12 protein-coding genes are annotated in these 12833 nt (G+C 47.7%); 10 read left to right on the plus strand and 2 right to left on the minus strand.

Annotation, left to right across the window (positions count from 1 at the left end):
- Positions 1–184 precede the first annotated feature (184 nt).
- Positions 185–1015 carry a nitroreductase family protein gene (locus tag ACHZCY_RS21105; protein WP_319550307.1) on the minus strand — a complete coding sequence of 277 codons (831 nt, stop codon included), beginning with the start codon at positions 1013–1015 and terminating at the stop codon, positions 185–187.
- Positions 1016–1122: 107 nt separating this feature from the next.
- Here ACHZCY_RS21105 and ACHZCY_RS21110 point away from each other — a divergent pair, with 107 nt between their 5' ends.
- The 8 genes from ACHZCY_RS21110 (at position 1123) to nqrF (ending at position 8800) form a co-directional block, all read left to right on the plus strand.
- Positions 1123–1635, plus strand: coding sequence for a hypothetical protein (locus ACHZCY_RS21110; RefSeq protein WP_394713457.1), 513 nt, complete (start codon positions 1123–1125; stop codon positions 1633–1635).
- A 167-nt stretch (positions 1636–1802) separates the two neighbouring features.
- The gene (locus ACHZCY_RS21115; RefSeq protein ID WP_205222561.1) at positions 1803–2819 is read left to right on the plus strand and encodes an FAD:protein FMN transferase; all 1017 of its coding nucleotides are present in this window, start codon (positions 1803–1805) and stop codon (positions 2817–2819) included.
- Between the two features lies 1 nt (position 2820).
- Positions 2821–4179 (plus strand): Na(+)-translocating NADH-quinone reductase subunit A, encoded by a 1359-nt coding sequence (locus ACHZCY_RS21120; protein ID WP_205222562.1) that lies wholly within the window; start codon positions 2821–2823, stop codon positions 4177–4179.
- Between the two features lie 120 nt (positions 4180–4299).
- Positions 4300–5508 carry an NADH:ubiquinone reductase (Na(+)-transporting) subunit B gene (locus ACHZCY_RS21125; protein WP_205222563.1) on the plus strand — a complete coding sequence of 403 codons (1209 nt, stop codon included), beginning with the start codon at positions 4300–4302 and terminating at the stop codon, positions 5506–5508.
- Positions 5501–6289 carry a Na(+)-translocating NADH-quinone reductase subunit C gene (locus ACHZCY_RS21130; RefSeq protein WP_319550309.1) on the plus strand — a complete coding sequence of 263 codons (789 nt, stop codon included), beginning with the start codon at positions 5501–5503 and terminating at the stop codon, positions 6287–6289. The genes ACHZCY_RS21125 and ACHZCY_RS21130 overlap by 8 nt, the downstream gene beginning before the upstream one ends.
- The gene (locus tag ACHZCY_RS21135) at positions 6282–6905 is read left to right on the plus strand and encodes an NADH:ubiquinone reductase (Na(+)-transporting) subunit D (RefSeq protein ID WP_205222565.1); all 624 of its coding nucleotides are present in this window, start codon (positions 6282–6284) and stop codon (positions 6903–6905) included. Before ACHZCY_RS21130 ends, ACHZCY_RS21135 begins: the two co-directional genes overlap by 8 nt.
- Positions 6905–7507, plus strand: coding sequence for an NADH:ubiquinone reductase (Na(+)-transporting) subunit E (nqrE, locus tag ACHZCY_RS21140; RefSeq protein WP_319550310.1), 603 nt, complete (start codon positions 6905–6907; stop codon positions 7505–7507). The genes ACHZCY_RS21135 and nqrE overlap by 1 nt, the downstream gene beginning before the upstream one ends.
- Before the next feature lie 69 nt (positions 7508–7576).
- Positions 7577–8800 (plus strand): NADH:ubiquinone reductase (Na(+)-transporting) subunit F, encoded by a 1224-nt coding sequence (gene nqrF / locus ACHZCY_RS21145; protein ID WP_205222567.1) that lies wholly within the window; start codon positions 7577–7579, stop codon positions 8798–8800.
- A 489-nt stretch (positions 8801–9289) separates the two neighbouring features.
- Here the strand turns inward: nqrF and ACHZCY_RS21150 are convergent, their stop codons facing one another.
- The gene (locus ACHZCY_RS21150; RefSeq protein WP_319550311.1) at positions 9290–9559 is read right to left on the minus strand and encodes a rhodanese-like domain-containing protein; all 270 of its coding nucleotides are present in this window, start codon (positions 9557–9559) and stop codon (positions 9290–9292) included.
- 354 nt (positions 9560–9913) lie between these two features.
- Between ACHZCY_RS21150 and ACHZCY_RS21155 the strand changes: the two genes are divergently transcribed.
- Positions 9914–12049 carry a VTT domain-containing protein gene (locus ACHZCY_RS21155; RefSeq protein ID WP_319550312.1) on the plus strand — a complete coding sequence of 712 codons (2136 nt, stop codon included), beginning with the start codon at positions 9914–9916 and terminating at the stop codon, positions 12047–12049.
- Positions 12049–12741, plus strand: a complete 693-nt coding sequence (locus ACHZCY_RS21160) for an endonuclease/exonuclease/phosphatase family protein (protein WP_232371032.1) — start codon at positions 12049–12051, stop codon at positions 12739–12741. The genes ACHZCY_RS21155 and ACHZCY_RS21160 overlap by 1 nt, the downstream gene beginning before the upstream one ends.
- The last annotated feature ends 92 nt before the right edge of the window (positions 12742–12833 follow it).

Raw genomic sequence — 12833 nt, forward strand, 5'->3', positions numbered from 1 at the left:
CAATCTCTTCGTTATGTTAAAAAAATAATCCTCGCAGGGAAGCGAAGACTCCGGTAGCCACTCTATGCGGGTAATAGTGATCGTTCAAAAATGGGTGTTGGGATCAAGATTATGCAAGAACACAGGCATCGAAAAGGAGGTAATTGCCAAATTACCTCCTCTGAACCTTACTCTCTCCTGGCAGCTATTTATAAGTAACGCGTCTGATATTAGCCTTATCCCGTTGTACAGTGCGAAAATATTTAACTGCCGGTTTTCCAAATAGCATCACGTACCCAATCTGGTGATCCTCAGGGATACCTATTTTTTTCTGCATTTCCGGAACAATATCGGTAATAGCCCATTTTGCCAAGCCATCCCAAAGGGTACCAATATTCATGCTGGCTGCCAGCAGTTCGAAATAGCTGAAGGCAATAATTGGATCTGCCCCCGGGGCAGGGCCGGTTTTAGGAACTGATATGATCAGCATGTGGGGCGCTTTTCTAAAAAGCACATCCTTTCCCTTATCCCAGGCTCGGACAATACCTGCAAAAAACTCCAAACCTTTGGGAAGCGTTTCGGTGTCTGCTTTTTTCCGTATTCCGGCGATGGTTTCGTTGGCAATTTTTTCCATCACCGCCTTTTCCTCAACCACTGTGAGGAGGCACTCGCGCCTGTTGACGCCTGTAGGAGCATGGGCGATAGTGGCCATCATCGTATCAATTACGCTGCTTTCCAGCGGAGTCGATTTGTATCTGCGAACAGAGCGTCTTCCCCTGATAAGTATATCCATTTGTTCAGGTGTCGGCAGTTGCCCCTTGAGAGGGAGGGAATCCTGCGGATCAAAGCCGAGGATCGACAGCGCTCCTGTGGGGCAGACTGCCAGACAGTGCTGACACTGGATACACTGGTCGGCTTTGTCAGCTATGACCGCTGGAAAGTCAGGGGAAAGTTCCAAAATTTCATAGGGGCAATCTTTGACGCAGGCACTGCACTGGATGCAGGCTTCCTGATCTATAATCAGCTGTAGATCCATTTTTGAACCTCTTTTTTTCATCTTTTTATTAACAATGATGATTATTTCTATCCGTTTATGTTACTATAGCCGGATATTATGAAGTAACCCAATAAATTACCATGACCATGGATATTAAAACTGCCTTACATGATGTGCAGCAATTCAAGGGTGGTGTTATCGATACTTCAACCTTGATCTATCTTGAGCGACTTGGGCTTCTGAACCGCCTGGCATCCGTCTACCGGTTGTTGGTTGTTCCCCAGGTGCTGCAGGAGTTTGGTCGTTCCCTCCCCGTACAGGTCATTTACGTGGAATCGCCTCCGGGTGCTGCAGATCAGGTTCTTTGTCCTGTTGCATCCGACCGTCGACTGGCAGTTCTTTCTGATGATAAACATGTATTGGCTCTCGCCCGATCAGCAGGTTTGGTATATTTCAATACCCTGATGCTGCTTCTGCTTATGCTATATAATGATCAACTTACGGTCGTACAGTATAGGGCATTTTTTCACGATTTATTGACTTTTGCACGATATAGTCATGCTGTCCGCGCTTTTGGCGATCAGCTATTAGAGCATATTCTGAGTGAGAAGAAACGATTAACATGCCGGAAAACTTTCCTGTTGCAGCGCGAAAGCTAATAGAGGGATGTTTCCGAATATAGAGGAAGGGAGCAGAAAGGCAGTCTGTTTATATGCATTTGGAGCACTGCTAAACAGGTACAGGTCGAGGTTAAGGCGAGGTTTTTTGTTATTCGCTGAAGAGTTACTATCGGATTTGAAAACTTTTGTGGAAAAGGTAGGAAAATATGACTGAGAGCAGGAAAAGCAAACCACGTTTCAATCGGCGAAGGTTTCTGCAGATAGTCGCGGTGGCAGGTGCCGGTGCCGGGCTGTATCAATTCGGTATTCGTCCGACCAGGGCTATCCCTCATATCGTACGGGAGTCCCGCAAAATGATGGGTACCCAAATTAACCTTATCGTTTGCGGACCTGACCAGGATGCCTGTTTGCAAGGGGTTGAGGCAACCCTGCACAAGATGGGTGAGGTCGAGCAACTGTTGAGCAGGCACCTGAAGGAGAGCGAATTGTCGCGGCTTAACCGCTATGGAGTCGTGAACAATCCCTCGCATGCATTGCAATCTATTCTTTCCTTGGCACGAGATGTGAGCATGGCGACGGACGGTGCCTTTGATATCACCGTTCTGCCCCTGCTTGATCTCTATGCCACCGATGCGTTGCCAACAGAAGAACAGCTGAACACTGCTCGCGGTCTGGTGGATTTTCAAGCAATTGAGTGGACCGGTGATAGGGCGGCCTTTCGTCAATCAGGCATGTCGATCACGGTTGATGGGATAGGAAAAGGATACATCGTTGACCAGGGTGTGGCTGTTTTGCAGGAGCTTGGTTTTCATAATGTCTATGTTGAGGCCGGCGGTGACCTGATGGTATCCGGAGCCAAGCCTCAGGGCAAGCCGTGGCGTATCGGCGTTCGCAATCCTCGCCCTCAAAATGTTGAAGAAATGATGGTCATGGAGGTGAGTCGGCCTACCGCCATAGCAACTTCAGGTGATTATATGCAATGGTTTACAGAGGATATGCGGCATCATCATATCATAGACCCGCGAACCGGTATGTCGCCTCCTGAACTTGCAAGTGCTACCGTCACCGCTCCATCCGTTGCCATGGCCGATGGCCTCGCTACTGCGGCCATGGTGCAAGGGCCGGAAAAGGCTTTAGCAACGCTGGAAACGATGGAGCATTGTGAAGGGTTACTCATAGATAAGGACCTGCGCCAATATCGTACCAGTGGATTTGAGGTATGATATGAAGACATTCACCATTAAACAGGGGGTGGACCTACCTCTGAAAGGTTTGCCCCAGCAGCAGATCAGGCAGGGGGCTGCTGTCCGTCATGTGGCCCTTGTGGGGGATGACTACCTCGGACTCAAACCCACCATGCTGGTTAAGGAAGGGGAGCAGGTTAAACTGGGGCAGCCGGTATTTGTTGATAAAAAAAATCCAGGCTTTCAGTTTACAGCCCCAGGCAGTGGCACGGTAAAAGCAATTCATAGAGGGGCGAAGCGAAAATTTGAATCGCTGGTTATAAGCCTGGAAGGTGAAGAGGCGGTGTCTTTTGCCCAAGCCACTGAGGTACCGGTTGAACAGCAGGAGGCTGAGGTTATTCGCGGCCTGTTGCAGGAATCGGGATTGTGGACGGCTCTGAGAACTCGTCCTTTTGGTCGTATACCGGCAGCGGAAAGTGTGCCGTCCTCACTTTTTATTACGGCCATGGATACCAATCCTCTGGCTGCTGACCCGGCAATCATCATTGCAGCAGATAAAGCATGTTTTGAGCTGGGCTTGAGAGTGCTACAAAAAATGTTGGAGGTACCGCTTCATCTCTGTGTCTCTCCCAATGCTACTGATGTGGCAGCAACTGATGTGGCTGGAGTTACCACATGGGCATTTGACGGTCCTCATCCGGCTGGCCTGCCATCCACTCATATTCATTTCATTGACCCGGTCCATGCTCAAAAACAGGTTTGGCACATTGATTGTCAGGATGTTATCCGGATTGGCTACCTGTTTACCCATGGCTGTTTGTCAACCAATACGGTGGTTGCTTTCAGCGGCGAGGGCTTCACGGCTCCGGCATTGGTGCAAACGCATCTAGGAGCTTCCCTGGATGAGATTTGCAGTGATGAACGTGTGGCAGCCGATGGATATAGACTTTTGTCCGGCGGCGTCTTGGATGGGCGAGCTGTGGGCGAGTTTACCGGATACCTTGGCAGGTATCACCGACAGGTTTCAACTCTGCGGGAAGGCAGTGGCAGGTCACTTTTTGGATGGTTGAGTCCGGGTAAGGACCGTTTTACAGCCACCGGCCTTTTTTTATCTGCCTTTGCAAAACAGAAAAGCCGCTTCTCTTTTCTTACTGCTGTCTGGGGAGGGCACCGGGCCATATATCCACTTTCGGTATATGAAAAAGTTATGCCCCTGGATATCATACCACTTCCTTTATTGAAAAGTCTGGCAGTGGGTGATGCGGAAAAAGCCGCTGAGCTGGGCTGTCTGGAGCTGGTGGAAGAAGACCTTGCGCTTTGTTCCTTTGTTTGTCCAGGTAAAAATGAATTTGGCCCTATGCTGCGTGCGGTCCTTGGTACGCTTGAGCAGGAAGGGTAGGGCGGGCGATAGATGCATGGGAGGAAATTTTCATTCATTTATAGCCATTAGACGTGCACCGGGCCGAATTTCAGCCATGTTGCATGATTCAATCAGCAATTACAGCCACCTTAAAACGACATGAGCTTTCTTAGCGATCAGTTTGCAAAATTAGCCCCTCAGTTTGAAAAGGGTGGCCCCTTGGAGCGATGGTATCCGCTCTATGAGGCAACCGATTCTTTTTTGTTTCACAGCAACCGAATAACCAGGGTTGCGCCGCACATTCGTGACGCTGTCGATTATAAGCGGATCATGATCATTGTTATTTTTTCCCTTATTCCCTGTGTGATCATGGCACTGTGGAATACCGGATACCAGGCAAACAGTGGCTTGGAGCAGCTGGGAATATCTTCGCCAGGAGGTTGGCGGGGAGATATTATGGCCCTTGTTGGCTGTGATCCATCAAGCATGCTGAGCAATTTTCTCCATGGTGCCTTGTATTTTCTTCCCATTTACCTGGTAACGGTCATCGTCGGCAGTGTCTGGGAAGTCCTGTTTAACATTATTCGCGGCCATGAAATGTCTGAGGCCTTTCTGGTTACCAGTCTCCTGTTTCCTTTGACCTTGCCGCCGACGGTTCCACTATGGCAGGTTGCGCTGGGGATCAGTTTTGGGGTTATTTTTGCCAAAGAGGTTTTTGGGGGAGTTGGTCGAAATTTTATGAATCCGGCTTTGGCCTCTCGCGCTTTTATTTTCTTTGCTTACCCAGCCAGAATGAGCGGGGATAAGGTCTGGACAGCTGTGGACGGATTCACTGGCGCCACTCCTATCGGTATGGTCGCGGGCAGTGAGCCTGGACAAGCTATGGCCACTTTAGACTATAGCTGGGGGCAGGCTTTTATCGGATCAATCCCCGGTTCCATGGGGGAAACCTCCACTCTTGCCTGCCTGTTTGCAGTTGTCCTGCTGCTTGTTACCGGTGTCGCCTCGTGGAGGATCATGCTCTCAATGGTCCTGGGTGGGCTCTTTATGGCCACTGTATTTTATGTGGTGCCTGGAGCTGAGAATCCGTTGCGGGAGATACCGCCTCACTGGCATTTGGTAATGGGAGGCTTTGCTTTTGGGCTTACCTTTATGGCGACAGATCCAGTCTCTGCCGCGCAGACACGGCTCGGCATGTGGATTTACGGTGGCTTTATCGGCGTGCTGGCCATTGCCATCAGGGTGGCTAATCCAGCCTATCCGGAAGGGGTCATGCTGGCGATTTTACTGGGCAATATTCTGGCACCGCTGCTTGATTATTTTGTGGTGCAGGCCAATATTAAACGAAGGATAATGCGTCATGGCTGAAGAATCTGCTTTAAAACCGTTTTATTCGGTACTGGTGCTGGCCTTTGCCTGCTCTTTGTTGGTGGCAGGGGCTGCTGTTGGATTGCGTCCGCTGCAGGAGTCAAATCGTCAGCTGGATCAGAAAAAGAATATTTTACGGGCGGCCGGGATTTTCAAAGATGATGTTTCGGTGGCTGATCAGTTTAAGGTTGTTGAAACCCGTTTGGTGGAGCTTGCAACCGGTAGCTTTGTTGCCGAGGAACAGCTTTCTCCTGAGGAGTTCAACCAGACCAAGGCTGCCTTTAGCGATGAACTCGGCAGACCGCTTGCAAAAGAAGAGGATCTTGCCCGTCTTTCCCGGTTGGAAAAGTATTCGTTGGTGTACCTGATCGCCGGGGATGATAATACGATAGAGCAGGTTATTCTCCCTGTTCGCGGCAAGGGGTTATGGTCTACTATGTTTGCCTACGTTGCCTTGGATGCAGATTTGAACACCATTCGCGGGGTCAGTTTTTATGCCCATGGCGAAACGCCGGGTTTGGGCGGTGAAGTGGAAAATGCAAACTGGCAAAAAGGGTGGCAGGGCAAGAAGGTGTATGATCAGGATCGAGCAGTTCGCCTGCAAGTGGTCAAGGGCAGTGCCGAGAAAAGTGGTGAGCAGGCAGCTTATGAAATCGACGGTTTGTCTGGAGCCACAATGACCGCCAACGGGGTGAGCGATTTAATGCAGTTCTGGTTCGGTGACCATGGCTTTAAACCATTTATTGAGCGGATCAAAAAAGAGGGAGGTTTCAATGGATGACCGGAAAAGAGATTTACTCCTACGTTCGATCATTGAGCGCAATCCCATAGCGCTGCTTGTCTTGGGGATATGTTCAGCCCTGGCTGTCACATCCCAGATGACCACTGCTTTTGTGATGTTTATCTGTGTGACCTTGGTGGTGGCTTTTTCCAGCTTGACTATTTCCATCGTCCGGTATCAGATCCCCAATTCTGTTCGCATTGGCATCCAGATAACAGTGATTGCCACCCTGGTCATCCTGGTTGATCAATTCCTCAAGGCTTTTTACTTTGATCTTTCCAAGCAGCTCTCGATCTATGTCGGTCTTATTATAACCAACTGCATTGTCATGGGGCGGGCCGAAGGCTTTGCCATGAGCAATCCGCCGGTGAACAGCTTTCTTGATGGCATCGGTAACGGGCTTGGCTACGGATTTGTGCTTATGTTTGTTGCTTTTATCAGGGAGTTGTTTGGTTCTGGAAGCCTTTTCGGGTGGGAAATTTTCCAGCTGACAACCAATGGTGGCTGGTACGAGCGAAATGGATTTTTGTTGCTTCCAGTGAGTGCCTTTTTTCTGATTGCCATCCTTATCTGGTTTCTGCGTACCATAGATCCCGTTCAGCAGGAGAAAGCGTAATGGCGCACTATTTTGATATCATTTTTCGATCTCTTTTTATTGAGAACCTGCCGCTGAGCTTTTTTCTAGGCATGTGCACTTTTTTGGCGATTTCCAAGAAAGTGAAAAGTGCCGTTGGCCTGGGGGCTGCGGTACTGGTTTTGATGCTGATCACCGTCCCTATTAACAACCTGCTTTTAAATAAGGTACTTAAGGCCGGAGCTCTTGCCTGGGCCGGGCAACCGAATATAGATCTGACCTTTCTCGGGCTGTTGACCTACATCGGTATTATTGCTGCTATTGTCCAAATCTTAGAGATGGTGCTTGATCGTTTTATTCCGGCTCTCTACAATACCTTGGGTATTTTTCTGCCATTGTTGACAGTGAACTGCGCCATCCTTGGCGGTACCTTGTTTATGGTTGAACGTGATTTGGCCTTTGGCGAGAGTGTTGCCTACGGGTTTGGTGCCGGCGGTGGGTTTTTTCTCGCGGTGGTACTTCTTGCAGGCATCAGGGAAAAACTGGAATATGCTGACCCGCCGGCAGGATTGCGTGGCCTGGGAGTGACCTTTATCAGTGCTGGATTGATCGCTCTCGCCTTTATGGGTCTTGCCGGATTTTAATGGTGGTCAAAAGATGTATACTCGATGTTGTTTTGCTGGTTCGACCGCTACCTTTTTGGAGACAGTGCTATGAATGAAATTATTTTTGGGGTGCTCTGTTTTGTGACTATTCAGTTTATTTTGGTCAGCCTCATTGTCGCTGCGAAAAAGGTCTTGTTGCCCGGTGGCGAGATATCGATCCTTATCAATGATGAAAAGGAACTGGAGGTGCAACCCGGGGGGAAGCTGCTGACCACTTTGGCAGCCAATGATATTTTTCTTTCTTCAGCTTGTGGCGGCGGTGGAAGTTGCGGTCAGTGTCGCTGTGTGGTTGAAGATGGCGGCGGAGCAATTTTGCCTACTGAGCTTTCTGCAATTAAGCCCTATGAAGCAAAAGCTGGTTATCGTCTCTCCTGCCAGGTGCCTGTAAAGCGGGACTTGAAGATAAAGGTTCCGGCAGAGATGCTTGAGACCAGAAAATGGGAGTGTACGGTCCGTTCCAACAGGAACGTAGCCACTTTTATCAAAGAACTGGTACTGGATTTGCCGCCGGGTGAAGAAGTAAATTTTAAGGCGGGTGGATACATACAGATCGAGGTTCCCTCCCATGCGTTGAATTACAAGAGTTTTGATATTGATGAAAAATTTCTTGGTGATTGGACCAAGTTCAAGATGTTCCAGTATCAGTCGCATGTCCATACACCTGTTACCAGGGCCTACTCCATGGCAAACTATCCAGGAGAAAAAGGAATCATTAAGCTCAATGTACGAATTGCCAGCCCGCCACCGCGAGGACCTTTAGGTATTCCGCCGGGGCAGGCTTCCTCCTACATTTTTAATTTAAAAGAAGGCGATAAGGTGACCATTGCCGGTCCTTTTGGTGAATTTTTTATCAAAGAAAGTGATGCGGAGATGATTTATATCGGCGGTGGTGCCGGGATGGCTCCTTTGCGAAGTCATATCTTTGAACTGTTTAAAGGACGAAAAACCAAACGAAAGGTTGCATACTGGTATGGGGGACGCAGTCGCCAAGAAGTTTTTTATGATGATGAGTTTGAGCAGCTTGCCGAGGAGTTCCCTAATTTTGAATTTCATGTGGCGTTGTCCGAGCCCCAACCGGAAGATGAGTGGACAGGTAAGGTCGGATTCATTCATCAAGTACTGTATGATGAATATCTCGGAAAGCATCCAGCTCCTGAAGACGTGGAGTATTACCTGTGCGGGCCGCCTATGATGATTTCCGCCGTACTGGACATGCTCGATAACCTGGGCGTAGAACCAAGTAATATTCATTTTGATGACTTTGGCGGGTAGGTCCCATGGGTGAATTTTTTCTAATTTTCAGCATTACTTTTATTGGATTTGTGGGGTTTGCTTGGTTGGTCATGTCCGGTCGAAAAAAAAAGACCAAGAGACAGCAGGAGCTTGGTGAAACGTGTCATTCCGGCGGGGGAGGCACGTGCAGCAGTTGTAGCGGTGAGTCAATAAGGGGGACACCTGCAACGAAGTTACAGACGAAAATCGGACCGATGTCTAGCTGAGAGCAGCAACACAATAATAATCATCCCGTTTGCTGGATTGTTTGGGTGAGCAATCACTCCATTAGCTGACACAGCAGTCACACGCCAAGATGATGGCAGAAGTAACGTGCTGTGCCTGCTTGTCGTTTAAGGAACGTTACTTCTTTTCAACGGGAAATCCTTTTTCCTTCCACATATTCCAACCACCTTTTAGAGCAAATACTTTAGAGTAGTTGTTGTCTATCATTTTTTGTGCCAACCTGGCACTTGTCGCTTCACTTGGTCAGCTGCAGTAGAGAACAATAGTCGCATTTTTGGAGTATTGTGCTTTCCACTGTTGATAGTCTTCGGATGCAGCACGAATTGCTCCCTGAATTTTTTCGGTGCTATCTTTCCAGGCACCTGCAGCGCGGGCGTCAAGGACAATTACGCCCGGCGAACCTAGCATTGCCTGCAGTTTTTCTGCCTCCATTTTTGGAACTGCAGAAGTGGCCCAAACCGCAGTTATAGGCATTAATATCATGATGGTGAGCATCAGTAATTTTTTCAACATGCTTCTCTTCTCCCAATAGTTGGAATTTGTCTTATACTTTTTACACGGTAATGCTTGAGTGATTTCTCGGCAAGGAAAGAGAGGGAAAAGGCCAAAAAGAGGGTAACTGTTAAGCCGCTCCATATTTGTTTGTACGCATATGGAAAACTATTGAACGGTTATTAACTCAGCATAAGGGGAAGGTATTGCCGATTGCAGGATTTAGGTTAACTGTTTTTAATTTTTGTCGTTAAGGTAAAATCGCGTGTAACGAACAGGTAAAAAACGATACTTTATATGGCCGACCCGATCCCGTAACGAGTTATACTCAAATTAACAGGTAAAGGTGAGAGAAGCAGGCTTATGAGTTTGACAATGGAAAATATATTCAAACCTGGTGAAAATTGCAGATATCTTAAAAAGGCGCATCGGGCTTCCTTTTTGATTGATGGCGAAAACTATTTTCGTGCTGTGTATGAAGCCATGGAAAAGGCTGAACATTCGATCATGATTGTTGGATGGGATCTGCACAGCGAATTACGTTTGCTTCGCAATGGTGAAAAAAAGGCATCACCCGAGACATTGGGAGAATTCCTTGACTATCTGGCTAGCAAGAAAGGGGAACTTGATATCTATCTGCTGAGCTGGGACTTTGCCATGATTTACGCAATGGAACGTGAGTTTTTTCCGCGATACAAATTAAAGTGGAGAACCCATAAAAATATTCATTTCTGCCTTGATGGTGAGCATCCTGTCGGCGCATCACAGCATCAGAAAATCGTGGTTGTCGATGATTTCGTTGCCTTTTCAGGAGGTTTTGATCTATCAAAATGGCGCTGGGACACCTCCGAGCATCGACCGGATGATAAGTTACGAATCGATCCGGATGGAAATACGTATCCCCCGTTTCACGATGTACAGATGCTCGTTGATGGTGAAGCTGCAACGGCATTGGGGCAAATAGTACGTGAACGATGGCAAAGGGCGTGTGAAGACCAACCGAAAAAAGGTGAGCCCAGGAGGAATGGGGACCCTTGGCCGGAGAGTGTTACTCCTGACTTAAGCAATGTTACTGTGGCCATTTCTCGTACTTTACCGCAACATAATGGCCATGAAGAGATCAGAGAAGTTGAAAGGCTCTATTGCGATACGATCGCCAAAGCCGGCAAATACATTTACATAGAAAACCAGTACCTGAGCTCATATCGTGTCTGTGAGGCATTGGAGAAAAAGCTCGCTGAGGAGGACGGTCCGGAGATTATAGCTGTTTTACCATTGCAGACCGGCGGTTGGCTGGAGCAGCATACCATGGATGTTTTACGAGGACGTATTCTGCGGGTATTGCGGCAGGCTGACAGGCATGACCGACTACGTGTATACTATCCAAGAATCAGTAAAAAAGCAGATGTGTCCCTGATGGTGCACGCTAAAATAATGGTTATTGACGATTGTTTTGTCCGCATCGGCTCCTCAAATCTCAGTAACAGATCATTGGGATTGGATTCTGAGTGCGATCTTGCCATCGCAGCAGAGCCAAATTCTGCTCCAGCGCAGGCTATCATAACGTTTCGGAATACCTTGCTGGCCGAACATCTTGGGGTTGTGCCCGAACAAGTGAAAGAGGCTGTTTCTCGGAAGAAATCGCTTATTTCAGCAGTGGAATCACTGTCCGGCAATGATCGGAGTTTATGCACTTTAGAAGGTAAGATAGACAAAGACCTCGACCGGATAGTCCCTGAATCAGAGCTTCTTGATCCTGAAAAGCCCATTGAACCTGAAGAATTTTTGGATTACCTCGTTCGCCCGGAACAGCAACTTCCGGCCTATCGCCATTTCCTCAAGATACTGGTGATGATCCTGGTAGTGTTGGGGCTTGTGGCACTGTGGCGTTGGACTTCTTTGGAAAATTATCTCAACGTCGAATCCGTTACAGATTATGCCCGCTTGATAAAAGAGTATCCTTTCAGTCCGTTGCTTGTCCCTGCATCTTATATACTGCTTAGTCTTCTTTCGTTTCCTGTTACGTTGATGATTATGGCAACTATTGTTGTTTACGGCCCATGGTTTGGTGGGGTGTATGCATTAGTGGGGGTACTTCTCAGTGCCATGACAATGTTTTTTTTAGGAAATCTTCTAGGAAAAGAATTTGTTGCCCGTTTTTCCGGAAGCCTGATAAACAGAATTAATCAGCGTCTTAAAGAGTCGGGACTCATGGCCATTATCGCTTTTCGGATAATACCCGTAGCACCATTTTCCATAATCAACCTCATTGCAGGAGTCTCAGCTATACGCGTGAAAGATTTTTTCTGGGGTACATTTATTGGTATTCTTCCAGGGATTGTCGCGATTGCAATGGTGGCCGATCGGTTCTCCAAATCTTTGCAGCAACCTGACATGACAAGCTATACAGCACTTTTTGCGGCAGTTGTTGTTGCTATTGGCGGGCTGGCCTTTTTTAAAAATTGGATCAAAAAGAGGCGCAGCCGGAAAAGAAAAAACAACGGTTCATAATGAACTTTCGAATTGCAACTTATAATGTTCATCGATGCGTGGGGCGGGACGGAGTAGAAAATATAGATAGAATAGTGGCAGTTCTTAAAGGACTAAATGCTGATATTGTTGCCCTACAAGAGGTCACTTCCAGTAACAAGCAATCATCTAGTATGTTAGCCCGATTGGCCTTGGAAACCGAGATGGAAGCTATTGAGGGATTCACGCTTACCACTTCAGGTACTCGATACGGAAATGCCATTTTAACCGGATTGCCAATCTCTACAGTCAACCGCATCAATATCAGTGTCACGGGCAAAGAACCGCGTGGTGTTATTGAGATTGTTCTTCATGTTCCGGATATCGAGACCTCCATTACGATCTGGGCAACGCACCTCGGCCTTGGTATTGCTGAACGATACTTTCAAATTAACCAATTGTTACGGGTTATCGGCACCAAGAATGCCGATGTCTCTGTATTGTTAGGCGATTTTAATGAATGGCTGGTGTGGGGACGTTCAATGCGAGCGGTGCAAATGGTTTTTACTCAATCGTCTTCACCTGCGACATTTCCAGCATGGATCCCACTGCTTAAGCTCGACAGGATCTGGGTTAAGCCGATTGGTGCGCTTAGCGCATTGAGACCCTATAAGACACGGCTAAGCAGAACGGCTTCTGACCATTTACCATTAATTGCTGATATTACAATTTGATTTCAGATTTTTTTTAAAAGAAGGGAATTCCGTCTATACCAAGGAAGAATGATGCTTTACCTCTACCCCGAACTGTACCTGTTCAGCAGTGC

Source organism: Desulfogranum marinum, from assembly GCF_963675105.2.
Classification (GTDB): domain Bacteria; phylum Desulfobacterota; class Desulfobulbia; order Desulfobulbales; family Desulfobulbaceae; genus Desulfogranum; species Desulfogranum marinum.